Origin of the sequence: Streptomyces sp. NPDC001914, assembly GCF_042891215.1 — a bacterium.
Lineage (GTDB): Bacteria > Actinomycetota > Actinomycetes > Streptomycetales > Streptomycetaceae > Streptomyces.
In genome coordinates, this window is the sequence record NZ_JBIASW010000018.1 from 74,753 (window position 1) to 100,277 (window position 25,525).

General features: G+C 64.3%; 18 protein-coding genes and 1 pseudogene. 14 read left to right on the top strand and 5 right to left on the bottom strand.

Annotation, left to right across the window (positions count from 1 at the left end; genetic code table 11):
• The first annotated feature begins 35 nt into the window (after window positions 1-35).
• The 6 genes from ACFYYF_RS35075 (at window position 36) to ACFYYF_RS35100 (ending at window position 8,030) form a co-directional block, all read left to right on the top strand.
• Window positions 36-1,808, top strand: a complete 1,773-nt coding sequence (locus tag ACFYYF_RS35075) for an MOSC domain-containing protein (RefSeq protein WP_388781967.1) — start codon at window positions 36-38, stop codon at window positions 1,806-1,808.
• Between the two features lie 372 nt (window positions 1,809-2,180).
• Window positions 2,181-4,589, top strand: a complete 2,409-nt coding sequence (locus ACFYYF_RS35080; RefSeq protein WP_388782217.1) for a glycoside hydrolase family 65 protein — start codon at window positions 2,181-2,183, stop codon at window positions 4,587-4,589.
• A gap of 320 nt (window positions 4,590-4,909) precedes the next feature.
• Window positions 4,910-5,344: an Rrf2 family transcriptional regulator gene (locus tag ACFYYF_RS35085; protein WP_388781970.1), complete on the top strand. Its 435-nt coding sequence runs from the start codon at window positions 4,910-4,912 to the stop codon at window positions 5,342-5,344.
• A gap of 164 nt (window positions 5,345-5,508) precedes the next feature.
• Window positions 5,509-6,372, top strand: coding sequence for a universal stress protein (locus ACFYYF_RS35090; RefSeq protein ID WP_388781973.1), 864 nt, complete (start codon window positions 5,509-5,511; stop codon window positions 6,370-6,372).
• 270 nt (window positions 6,373-6,642) lie between these two features.
• Window positions 6,643-6,939: a hypothetical protein gene (locus ACFYYF_RS35095; RefSeq protein WP_388781976.1), complete on the top strand. Its 297-nt coding sequence runs from the start codon at window positions 6,643-6,645 to the stop codon at window positions 6,937-6,939.
• A gap of 758 nt (window positions 6,940-7,697) precedes the next feature.
• Window positions 7,698-8,030 carry an Lsr2 family protein gene (locus ACFYYF_RS35100; protein WP_388781979.1) on the top strand — a complete coding sequence of 111 codons (333 nt, stop codon included), beginning with the start codon at window positions 7,698-7,700 and terminating at the stop codon, window positions 8,028-8,030.
• A gap of 302 nt (window positions 8,031-8,332) precedes the next feature.
• On the opposite strand, the gene ACFYYF_RS35105 is transcribed toward ACFYYF_RS35100, so the two are convergent.
• Together ACFYYF_RS35105 and ACFYYF_RS35110 are read right to left on the bottom strand one after the other, a co-directional pair.
• On the bottom strand, window positions 8,333-8,713 hold the full coding sequence (locus ACFYYF_RS35105; RefSeq protein ID WP_388781982.1) for a hypothetical protein: 381 nt from the start codon (window positions 8,711-8,713) through the stop codon (window positions 8,333-8,335).
• Window positions 8,714-8,864: 151 nt separating this feature from the next.
• The gene (locus ACFYYF_RS35110) at window positions 8,865-9,731 is read right to left on the bottom strand and encodes an LLM class flavin-dependent oxidoreductase (RefSeq protein ID WP_388781985.1); all 867 of its coding nucleotides are present in this window, start codon (window positions 9,729-9,731) and stop codon (window positions 8,865-8,867) included.
• A gap of 692 nt (window positions 9,732-10,423) precedes the next feature.
• Between ACFYYF_RS35110 and ACFYYF_RS35115 the strand changes: the two genes are divergently transcribed.
• Both ACFYYF_RS35115 and ACFYYF_RS35120 read left to right on the top strand, forming a co-directional pair.
• On the top strand, window positions 10,424-11,398 hold the full coding sequence (locus tag ACFYYF_RS35115; protein ID WP_388781988.1) for a helix-turn-helix domain-containing protein: 975 nt from the start codon (window positions 10,424-10,426) through the stop codon (window positions 11,396-11,398).
• A 1,017-nt stretch (window positions 11,399-12,415) separates the two neighbouring features.
• Window positions 12,416-16,069, top strand: a complete 3,654-nt coding sequence (locus tag ACFYYF_RS35120; protein ID WP_388781991.1) for a S8 family serine peptidase — start codon at window positions 12,416-12,418, stop codon at window positions 16,067-16,069.
• 264 nt (window positions 16,070-16,333) lie between these two features.
• On the opposite strand, the gene ACFYYF_RS35125 is transcribed toward ACFYYF_RS35120, so the two are convergent.
• The gene (locus ACFYYF_RS35125) at window positions 16,334-16,996 is read right to left on the bottom strand and encodes a hypothetical protein (protein WP_388781994.1); all 663 of its coding nucleotides are present in this window, start codon (window positions 16,994-16,996) and stop codon (window positions 16,334-16,336) included.
• A 106-nt stretch (window positions 16,997-17,102) separates the two neighbouring features.
• On the opposite strand from ACFYYF_RS35125, the gene ACFYYF_RS35130 reads away from it, so the two are divergent.
• Together ACFYYF_RS35130 and ACFYYF_RS35135 are read left to right on the top strand one after the other, a co-directional pair.
• Complete coding sequence (locus tag ACFYYF_RS35130) at window positions 17,103-17,273, top strand: hypothetical protein (protein WP_388781997.1); 171 nt, start codon at window positions 17,103-17,105, stop codon at window positions 17,271-17,273.
• A 39-nt stretch (window positions 17,274-17,312) separates the two neighbouring features.
• Entirely contained in the window at window positions 17,313-18,086 is a 774-nt protein-coding gene (locus ACFYYF_RS35135; RefSeq protein WP_388782000.1) for a pirin family protein, read from the top strand.
• A 193-nt stretch (window positions 18,087-18,279) separates the two neighbouring features.
• Here the strand turns inward: ACFYYF_RS35135 and ACFYYF_RS35140 are convergent.
• Window positions 18,280-18,977: pseudogene (locus ACFYYF_RS35140) on the bottom strand (transposase family protein).
• Between the two features lie 210 nt (window positions 18,978-19,187).
• Window positions 19,188-20,261: a hypothetical protein gene (locus tag ACFYYF_RS35145; RefSeq protein ID WP_388782003.1), complete on the bottom strand. Its 1,074-nt coding sequence runs from the start codon at window positions 20,259-20,261 to the stop codon at window positions 19,188-19,190.
• Window positions 20,262-20,789: 528 nt separating this feature from the next.
• On the opposite strand from ACFYYF_RS35145, the gene ACFYYF_RS35150 reads away from it, so the two are divergent.
• From ACFYYF_RS35150 to ACFYYF_RS35165, 4 genes are all read left to right on the top strand, one after another.
• Window positions 20,790-21,737: a U32 family peptidase gene (locus ACFYYF_RS35150; protein WP_388782006.1), complete on the top strand. Its 948-nt coding sequence runs from the start codon at window positions 20,790-20,792 to the stop codon at window positions 21,735-21,737.
• 173 nt (window positions 21,738-21,910) lie between these two features.
• Window positions 21,911-23,050 (top strand): sugar ABC transporter substrate-binding protein, encoded by a 1,140-nt coding sequence (locus tag ACFYYF_RS35155; protein ID WP_388782009.1) that lies wholly within the window; start codon window positions 21,911-21,913, stop codon window positions 23,048-23,050.
• Window positions 23,047-24,114 carry an ABC transporter permease gene (locus tag ACFYYF_RS35160; RefSeq protein ID WP_388782012.1) on the top strand — a complete coding sequence of 356 codons (1,068 nt, stop codon included), beginning with the start codon at window positions 23,047-23,049 and terminating at the stop codon, window positions 24,112-24,114. Before ACFYYF_RS35155 ends, ACFYYF_RS35160 begins: the two co-directional genes overlap by 4 nt.
• Window positions 24,111-24,875, top strand: coding sequence for an ATP-binding cassette domain-containing protein (locus ACFYYF_RS35165; protein WP_388782015.1), 765 nt, complete (start codon window positions 24,111-24,113; stop codon window positions 24,873-24,875). Before ACFYYF_RS35160 ends, ACFYYF_RS35165 begins: the two co-directional genes overlap by 4 nt.
• Window positions 24,876-25,525 lie beyond the last annotated feature (650 nt).

The window sequence follows — 25,525 nt, forward strand, 5'->3', positions numbered from 1 at the left end:
GGCATCGGGTGACAGCCAAAGCAAGGAACGGGCCCATGGCCAGGCTGATCGCAGTGAACGTAGGCATGCCCGAGGATGTGCCGTGGAAGGGCCGGACCACTCATACCGGCATCTGGAAACGCCCCGTCACAGGGCGGCGGATGGTGCGCCGCCTCAACATCGAGGGCGATGGCCAGGGGGACCGCCAAGGCCATGGAGGACCGGACAGGGCCGTACTGGTTTATCAGCTCGACTCCTACCGCTACTGGCAACAGCACCTGCAACGCGACGACTTCGTTCACGGGCAGTTCGGCGAGAACTTCACCGTCGAAGGACTTGCGGACGACGAGGTGTGCATCGGAGACCAGTACCGCATCGGGGGTGCTCTTTTCGAAGTCACCCAGCCGCGTGTCACTTGCTACCGCGTGGCTCTGCGCATGGATGAGCCCCAGATGCCGGCACTTTTGGTGGCTCACGGCAGGCCCGGCTTCTACCTCAGGGTGCTGACCGAAGGGTTTGTCGAGGCCGGCGACGAGATCATCAAGACACGCAACGGTCCGGAAGCAATGACCGTGCGGGAAATCGACGAACTCCTCTACAAGTCGGCGCATCCCCGCGACCAGCTCGAGCGCGCCCTGCGCATCTCTGCCCTGAGCCCGGGCTGGCAAGGCTCCATGCGCTCACTCCTGGATGACCTCGACAAGCCAGGTGGAGGAAGCGGCAACAGCGGCCTGACCGAAGCAGCCAGCCAACCGCCACCGGCATGGCAGGGCTTTCGCCCCCTCACGGTCTCTGAAATGACCGCCGAGAGCACAAGCGTCCTGTCTCTCGTACTTCAATCCCAAGACGGCAGCCCGCTCCCACCCGCCCTGCCCGGCCAGTTCGTCACGATTCGCATGCAGCCCGTCCCGGACGGCCCTCCAATAATCCGCAGCTACTCCCTGTCCGGGCCGCCGGGAGCCGACACCTACCGGATCAGTGTCAAGCAGGAGCCCCACGGTGCGGGCAGTACCTACCTGCACCAGCATGTAGCACTCCACGACACGCTGGGTGTCGCAGCTCCGCGAGGAAACTTTGTCCTCGAGGACAGAAGCAGTCCCGTGGTACTTGTCTCCGCGGGCGTTGGAGTCACGCCGGTCTTGGCGATGCTCCACCATCTGGCGGCGATCAAAGATCCCCGACCGGTGTGGTGGATCCACGGAGCACGCAACGGCAGTGAGCACCCGTTCATGAACGAGACTCGGGCCCTGCTCAAAGATCTGCCAGCAGGTCACTGCCACATCGCGTACAGCAAGCCGCGGGACGTCGACGTGGTGGGAGTGAACTATCAGAGTGTGGGCCGAGTCAATCTCGCTCTGCTGCAGTCGCTGGACGTGCCCGCTGACAGCGAGACCTACTTGTGCGGGCCCATCAAGTTCATGGATGGCCTGACTGCGGCGCTGACCGATGCAGGCTATGACCCGACCATGGTTCATACGGAAGTCTTCGGGTCGACCGGGGCCATCACTCCGGGCATCGTTCCCACGGATACTGTCCCGCCCCACCTGCCGACTGCCCCTCCTGGCCCCCCGTCAGGTCTGACGGTCTCGTTCACCCGCAGCAACATCACTGTGCCATGGGCCGCCGGCTACGGAACGCTGCTGGATCTTGCGGAAGCCTGTGATGTTCCTGTTCGGTGGTCGTGCCGCACTGGCGTCTGCCATACCTGCGAGACATCCCTCGTCTCGGGCACGGTCGATTACACCCTTGACCTCATCGATCCGCCCCCGGCCACTAGGGCTCTTATCTGCTCCGCGCAGCCCCACGACGATGTCACCCTCGATTTGTGAACTTGTCCCGCCACGGCGGTCAAGCTCGCAAACGAGGGACGTAAATACGGCCACCGGTGAAGGGCACGCGGCCGGTCAACGCACATGCTGGATTACATGTGAGCCACAACCGTGTTGGGATTTCGGATGCGAGTCGACACGAGCGTTCGGCCTAGAGATCGTTACGCCTTCACATTTCGGTCGTTGCGGCGCTTCGGGATCCCCATGGTAGCGGCCAGCCGGTGAACAGACGTCGACTCTCATAACTACGCCTGGCCCGCGTCCACTTGTATTCGCGCGCATCGAGGCGGACTCAATTGGCGTGACCAGAAAGGAGGAATTACGTTGAAAGAGGCCTTCGTCGCCCCGCGACTTCCCGAAACGAGGTCCGAAATGATCGTCGATGACTCCTACACCGTCGAGCCGTGGGCGCTGAGCGAAACCTCGCTCGACCTCGCAACTCTGCCTCAGAGCGAGTCTGTCTTCGCCCTCTCGAACGGGCACGTCGGGTGGCGGGGAAACCTCGACGAGGGCGAGCCGCACGGGCTGCCGGGCACATACCTCAACGGGTGCTTCGAATTCCATCCCCTGCCTTATGCCGAGGGCGGCTACGGGTACCCGGAATCCGGTCAGAGCGTCATCAACGTAACCAATGGCAAGACAGTGCGCCTGCTCGTCAACGACGAGCCGTTTGACCTGCGCAACGGACATCTGCACAGCCACCAGCGTCGACTTGACTTGCGATCCGGCCTATTGCACCGCACGACCACATGGACGTCACCCGCGGGCTGCACCGTCAAAGTGCGTTCCACACGGATGGTCTCCTTCACCCAACGCACCATCGCCGCCGTCTCCTACGAGGTCCAGGCGGTCGATACGCCCGTACGCATCGTGCTCCAGTCCGAACTCGTCGCCAACGAAGCCCTCCCCACATCCAGCGGGGACCCCCGCGCAGCCGCAGTGTTGGCGTCACCCCTGGAAGCGGAGGAAGACGAAGCCCAAGACACGCGCCTGCGGCTCATCCACTGCACGCGCGGGAGCCGGCTGCGCGTGGCCGCTGCTGCCGAGCACGTTGTACAGGGTCCGCACGAACCTCGTGTCACTAGCGAAAGCAGCGCCGACGTCGCACGCTTGACCGTTATCTCGACCCTTGCCCAAGGCGAGTCACTGCAGCTGCAGAAGTTCATCGCCTACGGCTGGTCGGGCACCCGCTCCCTGCCGGCAGTCCGAGATCAGGTCGAGGCGGCACTCGCCGCGGCGAAAGCCACCGGCTGGCAGGGCCTGGTCGACGAACAACGCCGCTACCTGAACACGTTCTGGGCACGCGCCGACGTCGAAGTCGAAGGCGACACCCAGGTCCAACAGGCCGTGCGGTTCGCACTCTTCCACGTACTGCAAGCGGGAGCACGCGCGGAGCAGTGCTCCATACCCGCAAAAGGTCTGACCGGCACGGGATACGACGGACACTCGTTCTGGGACACCGAGACATTCGTGCTGCCACTGCTGACCTACACCTCACCCAGTGCGGTGGCCGAGGCACTCCGATGGCGGCACGCCACCTTGCCGACCGCGCGTACCCGCGCCCGCGAACTGGGGCTGCGCGGGGCAGCATTTCCGTGGCGGACCATTGACGGAGCTGAATGCAGTGCCTACTGGCCCGCCGGCACGGCGGCTTTCCACGTCAACGCGGACATCGCCTGCGCCGTCATGCGATACGTGTCGGCAACCGACGATGAGGAATTCGAACGCAGCACTGGGATCGACCTGCTCGTGGAAACAGCCCGCCTCTGGGTCTCCCTGGGACGCCGCGACAACCGCGGCGCGTTCCACATCGACGGCGTGACTGGACCCGACGAATACAGTGCCGTCACCGACGACAACATCTACACCAACCTGATGGCAGGGGAGAATCTCCGAGGCGCTGCAGATGCCTGCGAACGCCACCCGGGAAGAGCCGCCGAGCTCGGGGTGGACATCCGTGAAATGGCCACCTGGCGAGACCTCGCAGTACGCGTTTACATGCCTTACAGCGACGAACTGCAGGTTCATGAGCAGAACGCAGGATTCACCAGTCGTCAACGATGGGATTTCGAATCAACAAGTCCTGAACAGTACCCGCTCCTGCTGCATTTCCCCTACTTTGACATATATCGTAAGCAGGTGGTAAAGCAAGCCGACCTCGTGTTGGCGATGTATACCTGTAGTGATGCCTTCACCGCTGAACAGAAGAAGCGAAACTTTGCCTACTATGAAGGCCTCACAGTGCGTGATTCTTCACTTTCGGCATGCTGTCAAGCGGTGATGGCAGCTGAAACTGGCCATCTTCAGCTCGCTTACGACTATGCCGTCGAAGCGGCACTGATGGACTTGAACGATCTCGAGCGCAACACCAAAGACGGGCTGCATATAGCTTCCCTGGCTGGAGCGTGGATGGCATTGGTGTGCGGATTTGGCGGCATGCGACACGCTGGACACTCTTTGTCATTCGCGCCTCGCCTGCCAGATGCTTTGAAAAAGCTGACCTTTCACATGCAGATTTTTGATCGTCGGCTACGGGTGGAGGTCTACCCCAACCATTCTGTCTACACGCTGCTCAAGGGAGCGCGTATGACTCTCCGGCACTATGGGGTAGAATTTGAAATCACTGACAGTGCATCAGTTCTGCAACCCATTCCGTCGGAATCTCCTGGGCGTGCGCCTGCCCAGCCTCTCTGGCGACGGGCCGCGGAGCGTTCAGCTGCAGCCGCGCCGTCTCACGCTGGTGGTCGATCCGCCACTGCAATGCAACAGCAGGGACCGTGACATGCCGGCCCAGCAAGCCGTCGCAGCCCGAGACCAGGCGCGTTGCGAGCCGAGGGTGTGGCAGCGAGCGCTACGTTCGGTACAAGAAGCGCAGTGCAAGAGGGGGCGGCGAGCCATCCCCAGGCTTCACGGTCTGCGGGACCCCTGGGCAAAGGCGACGCCGGTCGCAGTGCTATACGAGGTCGCGAAGCGCAGGCCGGAGCGAGCGTGGCGGACTTTGGGGAGAAGCAGGGGCAAAAGGCCTATATAATAAGTTCTGTTACAATGCATCCTCGACTCAGGTGCTACGTGTTGCTCTACTTTGATGGAGGATGGCAGGGATGAGCGCGAACAGCAGACTGACGATCGCCGTTCATGTCCTGGCTTGGATGGCCCTGGATAGGCAGCAGAATAAAGTGGCGACTTCGGATCGAATCGCAGTGAGTGTGAACACCAACCCCGTCGTCATCCGCCGTTGCCTGAGCGAGCTCCGGGAAGGCGGGTTGGTTCAGGTGAAAAGAGGAGGTGGCGCCGGCTGGTCCCTCGCGCGTGAGCCGGAAGAAATCACCTTGCTCGATGTGCACTCGGCCGTAGAATCCGGGAATCGATTCGGACTTCATCACAGTCCTCCGAATCAGGACTGCCCGATCGGATTCGGCATCAGACCGACGTTGACCAAGGTCTACGACGAGCTGGAAGAACAGATACATCAAGTCCTTGCTCGCACCACAATTGCCGATGTTCTTGCGGACGTGCTTGCACAGCAAAAGAATTGAAATTTTGCGCTGCGTTTGAACTGAGGTCAAAAATCAACCGAGAGCGACCCCAAACCGCTGTCCCAGAATGGACCGCCCACCTCGTTGGCACAGCCAGCTAAGGTCGCAGAAGTTGGAGATTCCCTCGGTCTTCAGGGTAAGCGCCACCAGCCCAGGGAGACGCCGTGCAACAGCCCATCATTGCCGGAGTAGACGGATCACCCCACAGCCTCCGTGCATCCGCATGGGCGGCGGACGAGGCGCGACGTCTAGCAGTCCCTCTCCTGCTGGTGCACGGCTATGTTCCAGTAACTAAAGCGTCCGAGTTGCCCGGAGGCGTCGCTCGAGAACGCCATGCCGCTCGGCATCTGCTTGATGACGCGCTAACCAGGATGCGAGAGCAGCACACCGATCTTGACGTCAGCGGCGTACTGGCAGAGCAGCCGGCAGCAGAGCTCCTCATCGAACGTGCCCGCGAGGCGCAACTCGTAGTTCTCGGATCATGCCCATCAGGCACCGTGCGAGGCTTCTTCCTCGGGTCGGTCGGCCACCATGTTCTGCGAAAAGTCGATCGGCCCGTGGTGCTCATCCGGGGCGAGAACGCGGGACAGCTCCCTGAGAGCTCGGACGTTGTCGTAGGTGTGCCCCAGCGACGTGACGAAGCCGACGTGGTCCTGAACTTCGCGTTCCGGGCCGCTGCTGAGCGGAGTGTCACGCTGCGCGCCGCGCGGGCTTGGAGCCTTCCGACACAATTTGCTTTCGAACCTGGCCTGTCGGGCTTGTCAGACGAGCATGGTGGCTTGGACGGGTTCCACCGTGATGAACTGACTGCCCTCGTGAAGCCGTGGCGGCAGCGTTACCCTCAGGTCGCAGTTGTGGAGCACGTCGAGCGGAGAGCAGCCGCCGAGTTGCTGATGGCTTTGACCGGTACAGCACAGTTGCTGGTGGTCGGTAGGCGCACCGGACCGGTCAGCCGCTATCTCGGCCACGTGGCCCAGGCGACTCTTCACTTCGCTGACGTTACTGTCGCGCTCGTTCCTACTCACTGAGGTTCCTTCAGCGCGTCAGGGTACCTCTTGCTCTGAGAACGGGACTGACGGGGCTCAGTGGCTGCGGAGTCAGCTCATCGCCTTCGGCGAGGCCACCCCGGGAAGGCAGACATTCTGTAGCTGGCCGTTTCCGCGAGCGCGGGCAGCTGATGGCCGCCGAACCCTTCGGCTGTTCAAGTCCCGTGGCAACGTTGAGTGCGCCGCGGTCCCGGTTGCCAGCTGCGCTGTGGCGGCTGGTCCGGCGGCACTGGCAGGCAGGAAGGCTCAAGCATGCACCCTTCCGGCTGCCTATCCATCCACCTGCGACGAGGCGATGATCCTGCCCAGCCGCTTTTGGCCGGACGACTTGCGCAACGCTTCGAACCGCAGAACCCGCAGAAGCTCAACAGATACTCCTCCGCCGCCAACAACCCGGCGACCTTCACCGACTCCATCGGGATGTCCTACGACGACATCATTGGGGCAATTGGTGCGCTCATCGGTGGAATCGTCGGCGTGGTGCTCGGAGTCGCGGGGGCCGTATTCGGCGCCAGTTGGGGCACCGCCTCCATCAGTAGCCCCCGGTAACACCGGCGGATCGGGGGAGTGAAGGAGGACTTCAACTGAGAGGAGACGTGGATGATTAGATGCCATTTCGCTTGGTGAGTCCGTGGTGGCATATGAGGGTCGCGGCTATGACGAGTAAGTGTTCCGACTGTGCTCGTAGCGACGGTGGAGGCGGGCGTCGGCTCCCAGTCGGTCAGGACGCGGTGCGCTCCATGACCCTGCGGTGTCAGCCCAGACGCCGGGACGGTTCGGGCGCAGGGCACTCCGGGGCAGTGAGAAAGGAACGCCAAGTGCCCCAGCCCCAGACCATGACCTGTGGATTTGCGGCCCGGGCTCCCGGTCCGGGCAGCCAACCGGTATCTGAATTCCCTCGTCCTACCGTGAAACCGGTCGGTTCGTGGGCAGGCGGCCACTCGATGGGTGCCCACCGGGCATCGGTCAACGACAATGCCGGACCGGCAATCTGGTGGCCCCGATGGATCCGGCCTGCTCCAAGGCTTGTCCTGGACCTCGGTCGCTGCTCAATGGATGAAGCCCGAGCCGGTTGTCGCGTGCGGTCCGGATCGGTGCCACTGCCCGCTTCTGGCCCGCTGGGTACTGACGGGACCCACTGCCTCAGTATGCTCTCGGCTTAAGCTTGCGTGAACAGAGACGCTAGCTGCGGCAGCAGAGATGAGCGTTTGCCCTTCCCTGCGACATCCGCATGCCGCTCACTTGTGAGTGCCCGGGATTTCCCAGTCGGGTATTTACAGGATGACGAAAGCGGGTACCATCCGACCATGGCTCAAAAAATTGTGACCGTATACACGGACGACCTCACTGGCACGGAATCAGGAGAGGTGCAGACCCACGCTTTTTCGCTGGACGGGGTCCATTACGAGATCGACCTTGTGTCGGATAACTACGACAAGCTCTTCGAGGCGCTCGCCCCCTTCATCAGCAGTGGACGCAAAGTGGGCCGCACCAAGGCTGCGAGCAAGCCGCCCAGGCAGGCAAAGGACGGGCCGAGCGCCGAGCAGTTGCGAGCGTGGGCACGGGAGAACAATTACCCCGTTAACGACCGCGGCCGTGTTCCCGCCAGTATCCGTGAGGCCTACGCGAAGGCCAACTGAACGCAGGTCGGAGTTCTCGCCCCGAGGTTATGGAAGGCTGCGCACCTCGGCTTCGGTCGGCTGCCGCGCACGCAGTGGCCATGGCCAAGCCCCGGACTGCATCCGGGAGCAGACGTGGCCTTGAAGCCGGTGACGATGACCAGGTCGTCGGGGTCGTCAGGCTTGTCCACGCCGAGGAAGCCGAGGTCGGCCAGGTCGCCGAGGCCTGTGGCCTTGAGGTGTTCGACGATCTTGTCGCAGCGGGCGGTGGGTGCGTCCCGGCCGGTCGGAGGGGATCCAGATCAGTCTGCTCTTCTCGTCGGTCAGGGCGAGGAAGTGTAGGCCACGGCGGTGGTGCCTGCCCGAGTAGTTGGGCGGTCGTCTTCCCGGCGGCGCACCGTGGGGATCAGGGTGCCGTCGATCAGCACCACCTCACCGTCCTGCCGGGCTATCTTGCTCAGGGCGGCGTCCAGCCGTTCGGCCTTCGCGGCGAGCAGGCCGATCATCTCATCGTGCCAACGGCGCAACGTGGATTCCGCGACGTTGTTGCCGCCGGCCAGATCCAGCAGGCGCTGGTCGTGCCGCAGCATCGCCATCACGAGCACTGCGATCCGGCCCCGCGGCACAGACCAGAACGGGGAGCGGATCGCCTTCAGGCGGGACCGTAGCAGGTCGGCGAGGTGGATAACCGTGCTCGTGGACATGGGGAGGTGGCACTGATACACAAGGGACACGGCGTCCCCGGCGCGTTCTTTGTTATTGCTCACACCATCTCAACGACCCTCGGGGGCGCCGCAGTTGCGTTCCGCAGCCGGCCATCCTCACCCGGGTCGGAGGGCCCGCGGCGCTGGTTAGCTAATTGAGTACCGGCGGCCCCGCCTCGATGCGCCGCAGCACCGGAGCCAGGCAGTCCACATCGGGGCCGGGATCGAGTTGCCGTTCGTCCCACCAGGTGGCACCCGCGTCGCGCAGGGGGCCGATCACATCCTTGGCCTTGGCAGCGTCCGCCGGAGTGGCGCCGCCGACTACGAGGTCGAAGGGGCGCTGGGTGTCGTTTTCTCGATGCCCGCGCACATAAGTGATCAACTCCCGCACGTCCTTGGGCTCCGGCGGGTATCCATGCAGGGCGTTCTTGAACAGAGGCACCGCGCCGTCCCACCGCGCGGCCCGTCGCATGGGCGGACGGTTCGGCCAGAATCCTCCGATCCACACCGGCGGCCGGGGCCGCTGCACGGTCGCGGGCTGCAGGCTCACGTTGTGCGCCTGGTAGTGCCGACCGTGATGGTCGACGGCCTCGCCCGTCCAGAACCGCCCCAACAACTCCAGCCCTTCGTCCAGCCGCTCGGCAAGCACATGTTGATCGGTGGAGTCGCCGAAGCTGCCGTACTCGTCCTCGACCGGCCCACCCAGCCCCGCGGCGAAGACGACCCTGCCTCCGCTGAGGTTGTCCAGGGTGGCCACCTGCCGCGCGAGCTGCTGCGGCCGATATCGAGCTACTGGAGTGAGTAGCGTCCCCACCCGGATTCGTGACGTCGCGAGTGCGGCCGTGGTCAGCAGCATCCATGCGTCCCCGAAGGGCCGCCCCGAGTACCCCCGGTAATGGACGTGGTCCCAGACGAAGAGCCCGTCCCACCCGGACTCCTCGGCTGCTGCCGCGACGGTTGCCACGTTTCGGGGGTCGGCGAAGTCGCCGAAGTTCGGGATATTGATCGAGAAGCGCATCCGGGCATCGTGGGCTATCCCCACCTGCCAGGCAACGGGTTATCAAAGGCGCACGGCGTACCGGCTGGCTGGCTGTTTGCGCAGCCAGCCCCGCCCGGCGAGCCGGGTCAGCTTCCCCCGCAGCGGCTCCAGTATGCCCTGCACCCCGATTTCCAGGCCCAACGTCTCGCCGAGGGCCCGGGTCACCACCCGCGCCCCGGCCTGGCGGACCGCGGCGAGGATGTGCGCTGGTGTACTCCGGCGGCAGCACGGCCTCGTTCACGCCGCCCTCACGCTGCGGGACCAGCAACACTGCACGTCCCGCCACCTGCACCGCGGTCGGTGCGGCTGCCGCCTGCTCGTCGGCGAACTGTTCGGCCGTGCGCCGCCAGACCCGCTCGGCGACGGTGAGTTCGTCTCGCTCGTCCCGCACCTGATCAAGCTGCTTGACCAGCTGTTTTTCGAGTTCGTCCAGTTCCGCGCGGTGTGCGGCGCTCCGTTCTGCGATCTCGGACTCCACCGTGAAGCGGAGAGTAGGTGGCGCCGAGGCCGCGGCGCGGAGGAAACCGTCAAGGAGCAGCAGAACAGTAGGGCTCATGAGCCTGGAGCGTTGAGGCGTCGGGATCCCTTGTCACAGAAGCTGTTACATTCTCGATCGATCATCGCTGTCAAGGTCCGGTGTCTTGGAGGACTTGGTGGAGCACGCTGCACCTTTGGAACTGGTCGGAGTCGACTCGGAGACAGAGGCGGTCTATCGCCATCTGATGGGGCGTGGCGGTGGAACCGTCGACGATGTGGCCGAAGCCCTTGGAGTGCCGCACGAAAGAAGCCTTGATCTGCTCGAACGACTGCACCGCGTTGGGCTTGTCAGTCGTCGTGCTTCGGGAGAGTTCCTCACCGTCGATCCACGGCACGCGCTGCGGACACTGGTGGAGTCACGCGAACGACAACTGGCCGTCATACGTGAGGTAGCAAGCTCACTCGGGACGATCTTCGACACTGCGAAGCACCCCACGTCCGGGGAATCCGGCACGACATTGATCAGCAGTCCGGAAGTCGTCGGCGACCACTACTACCGGCTGAAGCGGTCCGCGCGTTCAGAGATCCTCGAGCTGGCTCGACCCCCGTTTCTCCTCGTTCCGAACGAACCGCTCGTCGAGGCTGCCGTCAGCCGCGGCGTTCGCGTCCGTGCTGTGTACGCAGCCTCCAGTTTCACCGCTGCCTGCGGCGCCGAAGAGCTAGACGGCCTGGTGTCGAGAAGAGAGGAAGCAAGGATCACGGCGACTCTGCCAATCAAGCTCACCATGGCCGATCGGACTGCGGCGCTGGTCTCGCTGAGTCTGACGGCCAGCAGCACCGAGTGCCTCTACACGGAGGCACCTCCTCTCCTGCAGGCTCTTGCCGAGCTCTTCGAGCATTACTGGGCGCTCGCGTCCCCGCTGGCCACGGCATCTCACCCCACCGTTCAGCCATCCGGACATCGTGTGTCGGGGGAGCGTGAACCCACCGACAGGGAACTCAATCTGCTTGCGATGTTCGCGGCCGGCGTCAAAGACGAGGCCATAGCCCGCCAGTTCGGGATTTCCTCGCGGACGCTGCGGAGGCGCATCCAGGATCTCTACCTGGAACTGGGTGCGACAAACCGCTTCGGCGCCGGTGTCGCGGCGGCGCGACGCAACTGGGTCTGAACGTTCATCAAGGCCACCGGCCTACGTGCACTCAGTACCCAGCAGGCCGAAGCTACAGGGTCGCCTCGCCGGTCTCGGTACAACATCAGCTGGCTGAGGGCCACCTACTGACCTTCAGAGCTCGGTGTCGTCGACGCTGACGTCTCGTGATCTCTGCGGTATGCCGACAACATGAGGTATGCGTAAGCGGGTGGGCTGACCGACGAACGACGCCTTTTCCACGAGAAGTTGAGATTGGAGGCGGCCGAGCGGTTCAGACAGGGCGATGAGAACACGGCTATCGCCCACGACCGGCGAGTCAGCGTCCGGTCAGTACAGCGCAGGCGCGAGGCCTGGTCGTGGGGCGGACCGAGAGCCCTGGCTTCGAAGGGCCCGGCGTCGCCGCGGCCGCCACGCTGGCCGCCGGCCCGGCGTACGCTCGAGCGGGACGAGGACCTGGTGGCCGGCTGGGCGGATTTCCAACCGGACGCTCATCGCCGTGCAGCGAACGGAAGGAGCAAAGTGAGCATCGCGCCGAGGTACGGCCGACGCACGCCGCAGCGAGTGCAGTCCCGATCAGCCATGCTCTCTGCCACAGTGACGTGCCGAAGCATTGGGTATGTGTAACAGCAGCTCAAATCTATCAATAACGCGAAGCAAGGGCCAGACCGCTCGCACCCCGCTCCTCAGAAGCAACGACAGGGATCTCAGACAGTCAGCACCACCACGAGGTCCTCGACGGCTGTTTCACCGGCACCGGTCCTCGACGCCAGTGACCGTGACGACATCACGCTTTGCGGGTCAGCAACGTGCCCTCCCGGCGACTATTTCTCCCTTGGGCCGACACTTGTCCACTTGAGGACAATGGCCTTTAAGGGACATAGAGAGTTCTTTACAGCACCGGAAAAGGATGTCTGACTACGAGCATCTTCTGCTCGCCTAGTTCTTGAGGTCCTCTTGCCCATACCTCCATCGCCCAGACGCGGACTGACAGTTGCGACCACGTGCCTCCTGGCGTTGACGGTCACCGGCCCGGCCATGTCAGCCCAGACGCCTGCCGCCCCTACAGCCGTCGGCGGATCCCTGACCACCGCGGGAACCCTCACACTGATCACGGGTGACAAAGTCGTGGTGACGGCCAACAACGGCCACACCAGTGCAACTGTGACGGACCCTCAGGGAAGGCCCAGCGCCGCCCATGTCATGTCCGTTGGCGCGGACACCTACGTGTACCCCGATGCAGCGCTGCCCTACCTCGCGTCGGGGGTGCTCGACGAGCAGTTGTTCAACGTCAATACACTCCTCAAAGACGGCTACGACGACGGCCATAGCAAGCAACTGCCTCTGATCGTCACCTATACCAATGCCGCAGCTCGTAGTCGCAGCACACAGACTCCGGACGGCGCGCACAAAACCCTGACGCTCAGCAGCATCCAGGGCGCCGCGATAGCCACCGACCATGCCCGGACAACCGACTTCTGGGCCTCGCTCACCGGCATCAACGAAGCTGCGAAGGCCGCGGACTCGACATCGGCCGGGCACCTGGCGAACGGCATCGCGAAGGTGTGGCTAGACAGCAAAGCCAAGGCCACCCTCTCCGACACCACCGCTCAGATCGGCGCTCCTGAGGTCTGGTCAGGCGGAGACACGGGCCAGGGCGTAGACGTCGCCGTGCTGGACACGGGAATCGACGCCGCACACCCCGACTTCGCGGGACGAATCGCAGCCTCCCAGAGCTTCGTACCTGGTCAGGATGTAACCGACCGGCACGGCCACGGAACTCACGTTGCCTCAACTGTCGCCGGCACCGGCGCGGCCTCAGATGGCATGGAGAAGGGCGTCGCTCCAGGTGCCTCGCTGCACATCGGCAAGGTTCTTGACAACGACGGCAGCGGACAGGACTCCTGGATCCTGGCCGGCATGGAGTGGGCAGCCCGCGACCAGCACGCCAAGATCGTCAGCATGAGTCTGGGGGGCGCCCCCAGCGACGGCACCGACCCGCTGAGTCAGGCAGTCAACCGGTTGAGCGAAGAGACCGGTGCCCTGTTCGTCATCGCGGGAGGCAACTCCGGTCCGGAGGCATACACCATCGGGGCCCCAGGGGCAGCGGACGCCGCGCTCACCGTGGGCGCCGTGAACGGGCCTGGCAAGGGCGTGGACCAGCTGGCCAACTTCTCGAGCCGTGGGCCTCGAGTCGGCGACAACGCCATCAAGCCCGACCTGACGGCTCCCGGTGTCAACATCCTCGCGGCTCGCTCGCAGTACGCACCAGAGGGTGAAGGCGCCTACCAGTACATGAGCGGCACATCAATGGCGACGCCGCACGTCGCAGGCGCCGCCGCCCTGCTGGCGGCCAAGCACCCGGACTGGGACGGACAACAGCTCAAGGACACTCTGGTCAGCTCCACAACGGGTACACGGCAGGCCAGCCCCTACCAGGGGGGAAGCGGCCGACTCGACATCGCTGCAGCAGTCAAGGCCACTGTCGTCGCATCCGGGCCGGCATTCGCCCAAGCCCACTACCCCTACACGCCGGGGCAAACGATCCGTAGGGACGTCACCTACAGCAACACCGAAGCCACACCGATCACCCTGGACCTGAGCCTCGCGGCGAGCAACATTCCCGATGGGCTCTTCACGCTCACCGACACCCGCGTCACCGTGCCAGCTCACGGCACCGCCGCGGTCGGCGTGATCAGCCATCTCGACCAGGCCGCAGCCGAATCCGCTTACACCAGCCAGCTCACCGCCACCGACCCGGACGGCACCGTTCGCGCCCGCATCCCCGTGGGCGTGAACAAGGTCGGCAAGCGCGTCTCGCTGTCGGTCACTGCCAAGGACCGCAAGGGCGCCGCCCTGTCGGGAACGCTCATTGTGAAAGACGTCGACCGTGACACCTTTCCGAAGGTGTACAGCGTTGGCTCCTCCGGCACCCTTGAACTGAGCCTCAGCCCCAGCAACTACGCGGCCTGGCTGTACGCCGACGTTCCCGGCATCGACGGCACGCACACGCTGGGTCTTGGTCTGTTCTCGGCACCCCAGGTCGACCTCAGCGAGGACCGATCTCTGCGTTTCAACGCCGCTGACCTTCAAAGGGCAGCGGCAATCACCCCCCACCCCACCGCCAACAGCTTCATGCGAGTGGACCAGTACCGGGCCAACGGCAGCCACTACCCGTTCCTGGACAGCTACATGCCGCAGTACTGGAGATACGACAGCCTCTGGGCAACGCCGACGCCCAAGGTCACGCATGGCGTCTACAGCTTCACCACACGCTGGCGCCAGATCCAGCCTCCCCTGACGCTGTCCACCGGCTCAGAGACCTACCGCAGCACTGTCCCGCAAAGCCTGGCCCCCACCCTGCCCGAAGGCAATGCCACCTACCGAGCAGTCTGGGCGGGGAACGGCTCCGCCGCGGAATTCACAAAGATCAAGGTCCGCGGCCAAGCCGCCGTCGTCCGCCGCAGCGACACGGTGTCCGCACCCGATCAGGCGAAGGCTGCAGCCAAGGCCGGCGCCAAGTTCCTGCTGATCCTCAACGACGGCTACGGAAAGCTCGACGCCTGGGCTGACCTGCTCGACGCGGCCCCCCTACCGGTCACCTCACTTGGCACCGACGACAGCCTCCGCCTGATGCACATCCTTACGAAGGCCAGGACGACGGAGCTGAAGGTGGTCTCCCACCCTCAGGCGGGCTACCTCTACGATCTCGTCCGGCACTACAACGGCGAGATCCCCCGCACCCTCACCTACCGGCCACGTACCGTCGAACTCGCCAGAATCGACGAGTCGTTCCGCGACACCGCTCCGGGAGAGGCGCTTCAACGACGCGACGACCTGACCCCGGAGACGCACCAGACCATGAACGGCCTGTCAACGCCTGTGAAGGCTCAAGGCACCCTCACTTCCTGGGTCAGCGCAGACGCGCTGTGGGCCGCGGCCGCCAGCAGAGAGGACCTCGGCCAAGCGGGGCCGCCGCGCACCTACAAGGCACGCAGTACATCGACCGAGACCTGGTTCGCACCCATCCAGCATCCTCGCCTCTTCAGCGATGACACCCACATTGCGCCCTTCCGGGTCGGCGACATCATGAGCACGGCCTCAATCGCAGCCTGGGGAGACTCCGGCCGTCACTCCGGCGTCGTCTGGATCGATGGGATCACATCGAACGTTTCCCTCTACCAGGGAGAGCGGCTCCTCGCCCAAGGCGTCAACCAACAGTTCGTCACCGCCGAAGACCTGCCCACCGCACCGATGCCCTACCGGATCGTCGTCGAGGGGGAGCGGGACACACCGACGCGACCGTACTCGACACACACCCGCACGGAATGGGCATTCACTTCCAGCTCCACACCATCCGAGGTCCTCAGCCCGCTGCCCCTGATCCAGTTGGACTACGCAGTGGCTACAGACCTCTCCGGCAAGGCATCCCGCCGGACCCCGCTGCAGGTCACTCCGACACAGTTCGAGAACGGGACAGGCGCCGGCACCGTCGACAACGTTCGCCTGGAGATTTCCTACGACGACGGTGCCACCTGGCACACGTCGACACTGCGCCGGTCAGGCATGACGTGGACAACATCTCTTGATGCGCCCTCCAAGGCCAGATTCGCCAGCCTGCGCACGACCGCGCGGGACGTACACGGCAACAGCGTCAGCCAGACGCTGGTCCGTGCCTTCGGGCTCAGGTAGGGCGCAACCCCTGCACAGTCTGAGAAAGCCCTTGTCCGCGCCGACGCGGACAAGGGCTCCGGCCTGTTCCGCGCCACAGACGCTCCACGCCGCAGCACCGAAGCCATGCCGAGGTCATACCGTGCCCAGGACGTGTCCGCAAAGTCGCGTCGTCTGCCCCTTAGAGCTCGTAACACGATCTTGCTGGTGTGAGCGGCTGGTCGGGGGCGCTGCTGAGTAGGTTGCTGCTGCCAGCGCCAAGGTCGTTCACAAGCCATGCTGGAGTCATGTCGGGATGAAGCTCGGCCACCAGGGTGGAACGTTGCCCGGGCAAAACGGGGCGGGGTAGGAGTCCGGCATCCCGAGCCATGTGACAAGGAACCAGGTGAACCACAGAGTGAAGATGAGCCCTGCCATCCGGGCTGTCCTGCGATGACGTTTTCCGAGGGTGCTGTGCAGGATCACCAACGGAACCGTAGTGGCGATCCATATGAGAGGCGCAAGAAACAGCAGAGTCATGCTGTTGGCTGCTGCGTTGACGCCGATGTCACAAGCAGCCCATGCCCTCCCAATCGCAGCAATGGTCACCACTGTGGTCAGCCCGCCGAAGAGGACACCAAAGCCAATTCCGCTGGACCAGCGGCTCGGAGGACTCGACGGCTCTGCTCCCACGTTCATCTCCCCTGTCTCGCCATGGAAGCGGAGAGTACCAACGCTCTGAAGCAGCCCGCTGGGGCCTTGGCCTGCCCTGACACCGGTCAGCTGTTCTTGGGCTTTTGAAGCCGCCTCCAGCAGATGAGGCCGCAGGCCAACGAGACGAAGGCGTCGTGGAGCTCGGTGCGGCGTTCCGATCGCCGCCCGAAGGATGAAGTTCAGTCTGGAAATAGAAGCAGAGCGGCGCGCCAAGTCGACGAGAACGATGTAGCTCGCTATAGCCTGAGCCTTCACGAGACGCTGCTGCCCCTTGTCTTGACACGTTGCGCCCGGAGGCGGCCAGAGCTCGAAAGCCTTTGGCGTTCTACGCGCTCGCGACTGACCCGACAGGGAGTTTCCGGTGGATGAGCTGACTTATAAAATGATCATGGCTCTCAATGCCGCCGATCTTGGGCACCCTCTGTGTGAACAGATCGCCGCGATTTGCGCAGAGGTTGCTGACCAGCACTGTTCGCAGCTGCACGTGGGAATGCCGGCCGTTCCCGAGATCCATGTCACGAGCAATGCTTGAAACTTCGCATATCCTCATTCCGTCTGATTGGACAAGCTAGTGGCAAAATCTCTGCATCCCACGGTCGATGTGCGACGCGCAGCTGACCGCTTTAGGACCAAGATTTCGTGGCTAGATTCGAAGCATTCATTCTCCTTTTCGAACAACTATGACCCTCGTAATACTCATCATGGGCTGCTACTGGTTAACAATGACGATATTGTCCGGGCGGGCAAGGGTTTCGAGACGCATCCGCACGAGGACATGGAAATCGTGACTTGGGTCCTCCGGGGATCGCTCGTGCATCAGGATTCGGTCGGTCACAATGGCCTGATCTATCCAGGTCTTGCGCAGCGCATGAGTGCCGGTACCGGAATTATGCACAGTGAGAAGAATGACTCCTGGCGCCTAGAAGGAACGAAGAGCCGTCACACGGAACCTGTGCACTTCGTCCAGATGTGGGTAGTTCCGGACGAGAACGGAATCAAGCCGGGATATCAGCAGATGGAGATCGAAGACGCGGCACTCCATGGAAAGTTCGCTGTCGTTGCGTCCGGTATTAAGCGACATAAAAGCGATGCCGCCATTCAGATCAAGAATCGCTATGCTGCCCTCCACGCCGCACGTTTGAAGAAGGGCGACCAGGTGACGCTTCCCGACGCCCCGTTCCTTCATCTCTTTCTGCCAGCAGGGCACGTCTCGCTGGAAGGTACGGGTGATCTCTTTGCTGGTGACGCTGTCCGCTTCACCGCCACTGGGGGACAGAAGGTCACAGCACTCAAGTCGTCCGAACTTCTCGTCTGGGAGATGCACGCCACGGTCCAGGGATGGTAAGGGCACATCATGCATCCGCGACAACGCACGTGTGACGGGTGATGCCGCGTTGGCGTCACAAGGCAGTACGTGGTTCAACTCGTCGGACGCAGTGCCGATCCATCAGGTGTGTGGCTAGCGCTCTCGGACCTGGGCGACGCCGGACCCTACGTGTTCGCTGTTGACGAGCCCGCGGAAGCCTCGTGAAGCCTTTTCAGCGTTGCCTCTCCAGGGTGAGGACGGCTGCGGCGATGGACGTCATCCGATTCGGACTGACCCGTGCCTTGCGGAAGATCCGCCATGACTTCAGGATTGCCCTCCCGGGTTCGACGGGCGCCCGCGCTTGGGAAAGGGCACGGTTGACCGTGCGCTGGGTCGGGGTAAGTTCCCTGCCGGGCGGCCGTTTGCGTCCGGTGGTCACCCAGGGACCGGCGCTCTGGTAGGCGCGGTCGGCGAGGGCCGGGGTGTGCCTTGGCGTTCGCAGATCCGGATGATCCGGTGAGTGCGGGCCGCGGTCAGGTCGTGGGTTCGGCCCGGCAATGCAGGGGAGATCCACAACACCTGGCCGCCGGGTCGGTGACGACCTGGACGGTCACGCCGTGGCGGCGGTGTTTGGTGGAGTAGTCGGCCCGGCCGTCGCCCACGCGGTTGCACTCGGCGAGGGTGCCGTCGCCTCACGGGGAGACGAAGTCCGGGTCGGCTTCACGCAGGACTTTGAGCAGGCCGGGGCCCGGGCCGCGAGCAGGTCGACCACGGTGTGGGTGTAGGCGTGGGCGATGCCACCGAGATGCCGAAGCCGGCGGCGATCTGCGCGAGGGGGTCCTGCTTGCGCAGCTACACCAGAGCGACCAGCGCGCGCTGGTGCGGTGGGAGCTTGCATCGGCGGTCACCCTCACGGGTGACCATGAGCATGGTGACCCACTCGACCAGCGCGTGCGGCAGGTTGGGAAACCAACGAGGCTCCTGTGCCGACGGGTTGAGACTTCGAACACCTCTCCCAACGGCACAGGAGCCTCGTGCGTTGCGGGCCCCGCCGCCGTGAGGCGAACGGTTTCTCACACACCCTGACGCGGCGGCACTTCTGTCACCGGCTGCGGGAGAGTGCGTGACAGGCCCGGCAGCTCATTGGATCAGGTCGGTGTGCGGATGCTCGGGAGAGGTCGGGCATACGTAGATCTGCATGTTGTCGGTGCTGCCGACTTCGACTTTGGTCGGCCCCGAGGGGCTCTGACCACAGCAATGACCGGCGACGTTGGCGGCGGCCTGGTCCTCTTGAGGCGTCCAGCTTCGTCCCTCGCCGCCGTCCCATTCGCGGGAGGCGATGGTCAGCAGCGGGACCATCTGTACATCACAGACCGTGCAGTACCGGGGGTAGGGGTCGGTACGGCCCCACGGAGGCCAGCCACCGACCTTCCAGCCGGGCGCGTTAGCCAGATGGACGCCATAGAACTCCCGCGGATACTCCGCGTAGGAGCTGTCCACGCCGGCGCCGGCTGCCTGCCATCTGCTCCAGTCCTCCACCATGAGCCGCATCTGCGGGCTCAGATCGAGGCTGTTGGGGTACTCGGTGATCGCTTCCGGTGCCAGTACGCACGGCTCCGGTAGATAGCCCCAATGGTTCACCTCGTACGGTTCGGGCGGTGTGGCGAGGATGTCGACGACCTCGGCGGCGGACCGCCAGAACAGTGCGGTTGAAGGCTTGTGATGCGGATCGTGGTCGTAGGGGCACCACAGAACCTGGAGCAGATCGGCCTGTCCGGGCGGCCGCAGCAGGGGTATGTCGCGCAGATACAGCTGGGCCACGGGCAGCATGGGGACCGGGCAGTCCGCGGGCGGCGGGCCGGCGGCGAGTCGCTCCGCGAGCCTCGTGGCGTTCCGTTCCTTGACCGCCGCCTCCTCGGGCGTTGTCCCAGGACCACCGTGATCGCCGTGCCACCGGACCCGCATGCGCCTCAAGAGCCGCACGTCGTCCGGTGACTCACGGAACCCGCTGTCCACGTGCAGGTGCGAGGCTTCGCAGTGAGGCCACGGCTCATGGGCCGGCCACAGCAACGGCCCCCCGACCGAGCTCTCACCGACCGAAGGCGACCCGGGACGCGGGTGCAGCCGAATCGCAGGACGCGCCAACGGTGCGAGCTCGGGAAAGACCGCGGTCACGTCCACGGGCCGCGGCGGAGTAGTACGTACAAAGACCATGCCGGTGATCCTGTCACCAGCCACTGACAACCTCTGGCCGCCTCAACCGGCTTCAGTGACACGGGCGTTCAGCTGGTCGAGTCCAATGCACGTAGCCTCGGCCACAGCGACAGCAGGTCTGCCTGTGTGACACCTGCCGTTCTTCGGTTCAGCCATCACTCGATCAGTGGCCACTCTGAAATAGCTCACTGTTGGCAGATGCCTCGGAAGGTCACAAGTCAGCTGAAGCCCAGTTCGGTGAAGGCGCAACCCCCGCGTTCGGTATAGGGCAATGCCTGCCGGGATACGAGCCTTGGAGTCTGCCGGACCGGGTTTCGAGGTTGGAGACCGGACCTGCAGTTTCCTCAGGTGGACTCCGCGTGCGCGGACGGATTGGTGTCAGCTGCTGAGTAAAAGGCGGGCAGCACCGGCAGTGCTGGATCGGAGCAACCGGCACGTGAGACATGACGTCGCCGGAAGCCCGCCCCACAGATGGCTTGGACGACCGTTGACGGGCCGTCATTGGCTGCCTACCGTCCAAGCGCAGCGATGTCGAACAAGGTTCGGTATATCGATCGAGAGAAGGTCCGAATGGACGGCATGGAAAAGTCGCGGCGGTCGCTGTCCACGCTCGGGCTGCCGGAGCGGGACCTCGGGGAACTGCCCGACTCCTCCAAGCGCTTCCCGGCCGGTGCGCAGTACCGGGTGGAGATCCCTTCGGTCGAAGGCCCAGGGCCGTTCCAGGCAGTCATGGATGAGGCCGAGCGGCAGGGCATCCGGATACACCGCATCAGCCAGGGCAGCGGAATGATGCTCCTCGCCGAATCGGAGATCGAGCACATGGTGGCACTCGGCTGCGAACACGACGTGGAGGTCTGTCTCTTTGTCGGTCCGCGCGGTGGCTGGGACGTCGGTATTCAGGCTTCGTCCGTCGCGGGTGGCGGTGCGGCGGCGGTGCTGCGCGGGGCCGATCAGCTCGCGTACGGGGTCGAGGACGTCATCCGTGGCTGCGACCTCGGCGTGCGCAGCGTGCTTGTGGCCGACATCGGCCAACTGTGGGTCCTCGGCCGAATGCGGCGGTCCGGCGACCTGCCGCCAGACCTGGAGATCAAGTCGTCGATATCAATGCCGACGGCCAATCCTGCGGCCGCACGCGTGCTTGAGGACCTCGGGGTTACCACGATCAACCTGCCGGTCGATCTCACTCTCGCCCAGATGGCGGCGATCCGGGCCGCAGTCGACGTGCCGCTGGACGTCTATGTGGAGAGCGCGGACGACTTCGGTGGTGTGGTCCGCTACTACGAGATCCCGGCCCTCGTGCGCGTGGCGGCTCCTGTCCACCTCAAGTTCACGGTGCGAAACGCGCCGTCACTGTACCCCTCTGGAACGCACCTTGCCGACGCGGCTTTGGCGACTGCGCGTGAGCGTGTACGGCGGGCGGCGATCGGTCTGTCCGTGCTCCGACGGCATTATCCAGAGGCCAAAGGCAGCCCCTGACCGGGACGGCGCGGGCCTGGCGGGGCAGTCGATCCGCGGATGAATGCCGGCGAAACCGTAGCGCGCTGAGGGCCTTGACGACCTACCGGGGCAGTTCTACGTTCACCCCCACCAAACGTTCCGAACGCCGTTCGAAATATCGGGCAGCTTGGATCGAGCACACCGGAGTGATCATGAAGAGGATCGATCCGCAGTTGGAAGAGGCCTTCGACACGCTCGGCCTGAACGGGTTGGCCAGGCGACGGCTGCTGAGCGGCGCCGGAATGATGAGCGCCTCGGCTGCCGCGGCGGCCTTACTGTCCGCCTGCTCGGCTGACAACAAGAGCGACAACAACAAACCCGGTGACGGTGTCGGAGACTTTCCCACGACCCCGAAGTGGAGGTTCGTGTTCGTCAACCACGTCACGACCAACCCGTTCTTCACTCCGACGCAATACGGCGCGGCAGACGCCTGCGCGCTCCTGGGCGCCTCGTTCCAGTGGACCGGCTCGAAGGACTCGAGTGTCCCGGAAATGGTCAGCACCATGTCCGCGGCCGTCTCCGCGAAGGCCGACGGCATTGCGGTAGCAGTCGTCGACAAGAACGCCTTCAAATCACCCGTCGACAAGGCCCTGGACGCCGGAATCCCGACCGTCTCGTACAACGCGGACGGCGCGAAAGGCGATCCGGGGACAAGCCGGCTCTGCTACATCGGCCAGGACCTCTACCAGTCCGGGGTCGAGCTGGGCCGCCGCATCGCCTCGGTGATGCCTTCCGGCGGGGACGCGGTCGGGTTCATCGCCACCCCGGGCGCACTCAACATCCAGCCGCGCATCGATGGGGCCACCGATGCGATCAAAGCATCCGGCAAGTCGATCAACTTCAAGTCGGTCGCCAGCGGTGCGGAGCTTCCTCAGGAGCTGTCGACCATCGATGCGTATGCCAGCGGACACAAAGACCTCAAGGGCCTGTTCGCGGTCGACGCCGGCTCGACGGAAAGCATCGGGAAGGTCGTGAAAAAGTACGGCCTCAAAAAGAAGGGCGTGGTCGCAGGAGGCTTCGACCTGAACCCGAACACCCTCACCGCGATCAAAGCGGGTGACCTCGACTTCACCATCGACCAACAGCCCTATCTGCAGGGCTTCCTGAGCGTGCTGTACCTGTGGATGTACAAGCTGTCCGGTGGCCTGGTGATGCCGAGTGTCACCGACACCGGCCTGCTCTTCGTGAGCAAGGACAACGTCGACCCGTATCTGCAGACCAGGACCCGGTACGAAGGCTCCAGCACGAGGCAGCAGCTGATCAAGCGCTCCGGCGCCATAGGACACGCATGAGCGAGCGGACCGTGCAGAACGCGACCGGCGAGAAGACCACGGCCGACGGGAAGGCCACGGCCGGCACCCCGCCGGTAAGGCGACACGGCCCGCTGCGCCTCGCCTTCGAGGCGTTCGTCATCCGCCGCGAGGCCACCATCCTCATCGTCGCGGCAGGCCTGCTGCTGTACTTCTGGGCCAACAACTCCGACTTCCTGGCCCGCAGCAACCTGGTCAACCTCTCCCAACAGACGGCGCCGTACGCGATCATCGCAGCGGGCATGGTGCTGCTGCTGGTCAGCGGGGAGATCGATCTGTCGGTGGGCGCCGTCTCCGCGCTCTCGCCGTTCCTGATGCACTACATGATCGACTACTACGGCACGTACCCGATCATCGCCATCATCGGCTCGATACTGGCCGGCGCCTTCATCGGCCTCGCCAACGGCTTCATAGTGGTCGTGCTCAAGGTACCGTCGTTCGTTGCCACGCTGGGCATGCTCTTCCTCGTCCTGGGCATCATGCTGACCACGTCGCACGCGTACCCGGCACAGATTCCCGAGGCTGCGCACGGGGTGCGTGGATGGTTCGGGCAGTCGGACTGGTCGGAACTGATCTGGTGCCTCATCATCGTCGCGTACTTCCACGTGGTACTCACCCGCTCGCGCTGGGGCCTGCATACGATCGCAACCGGCGGCAACCCGCTCGGCGCGAGCGAAGCCGGCATCAAAACCGGCCGCATCAAGTTCGGCAACTTCATGGCCACCAGTGCCCTCGGCGCCTTTGCCGGCATCCTCGAGGCGTTCCGCGTCGACTCGATCGACCCGACCTCTGCGGGTGCAGATGGCGCGTCCCCGATGTTCACCGCCGTCTCCGCAGCGGTCATCGGCGGTACAGCGTTGGCCGGCGGCTCGGGGACGGTCGTCGGAGCACTGCTCGGCGCACTCGTCCTCGCCGAGCTGCGCAACGGATTCAACTTCATCGGCATCAACGCCAATCCGTTCAACATCATCCTCGGTGCGGCGATCATCCTGTCCATGGTGCTCAACGTGCACCTGGCCGGACTGCGAAGGGCAGGCCGCCGATGAGCGGGACGACACCGGCGCCGGCGCTCTTCGTAGAGCACATAGTGAAGGGCTTCGGCGCGGTAACGGCGCTACGGGACGTGAACCTGCGCCTGGACAAAGGTGAGGTCCTCGCCCTCGTCGGAGACAACGGCGCGGGAAAGTCGACCCTGTTGAAGATCCTCTGCGGATTCCACCGGCCCGATGCCGGCCGCATCCTCCTGAACGGCGACGAGGTGACGCTCAAGTCGGTCGACCATGCCCGCTCGCTCGGCATCGACGCGGTGTACCAGGACCTGGCACTGGTGAACGAGCTGACGGTCTACCACAACATGTTCCTGAACCGGGAGAAGATGGGCCTCACCCGGCTGCTGAACAACCGTGTGATGCGCAGGATCGCCCAGGAACACTTGGACGAGATGGGAGTGAACATCCCGTCGGTCGATGTCGAGGTCGCCAAGCTCTCTGGCGGCCAACGCCAGGCCATCGCCGTGGCTCGCTCGGTCTATTCCGAGGCCAGGGTCCTCCTCCTCGACGAGCCCTTGGCCGCGATGGGCGCCAAGGAAGGCGCACTCATTCTCGACCTTGTCAACGACCTCAAAGCCCGCGGCGAGGTCTCCGTCATCATCATCGCCCACAACTACGCCCAGGTCTTCGAAGTCTGCGACCGGATCAACCTGCTGCAGCACGGCGAGATCACCTTCGACAAGCGCACATCGGAGACGTCGGTGGCTGAGCTGACCGACATAGTGGTTGAGGAGTACCGGAAGTCGCGTACCAAATAGACAACTTCGGGCGCAGCCACGCCGCGCCGATTGCGCCGGACACGGGACCCGGCCGCCGGACCAGGATCTCCGCATCCTTCGCGGACACCTCGGGCATAGGCCGTCAGGACCTGCTCGCCCTCGCTGACCCGCAGTGCCAGATCCCGTTAACGTCGACCCTTCCCTGCTGAGGTCCTCCAAGAAGCGGTGCACCCGACGCGAGCGCATCCCCTAATGCCGCGCTGGTCTGTCAACGGAGAAGAGCAGGGTGGAAGGCTTCTGGTCGAAGCTGAACGGCTGGTCGAGCGAGGCTGACTGGTGGAGGACCGGGACTGTTCACGCCGTGCTGGACCCCTGGCCGCGGCCGGGTACGCGCTGAAGCAGACCAGGCCCTCCACTGCGCACGGGGATGGCGGAGCAGGAGGCTATGCGGGTTCGTCGGCAACCTGCTGAATCTGTATGGCTGCGGAGCTTGCCCAGCATGGTGCCACACAGTATTCGAGGCGGTGAGTGCTTCTCTGCAATGGGGCAGGTGTCTGCAGAGTGTTCCGTCCGGCGGCGGCACTGCGGCCTCTTCTTCAGGTTGCCTGGTGGCTTCACGGCGGCGCGGATGCAGGCGTAGTGGCTGGTGAGAGTTCTTTCTGCGGCTTTGGTGAGGTGGTTCCAGAGGT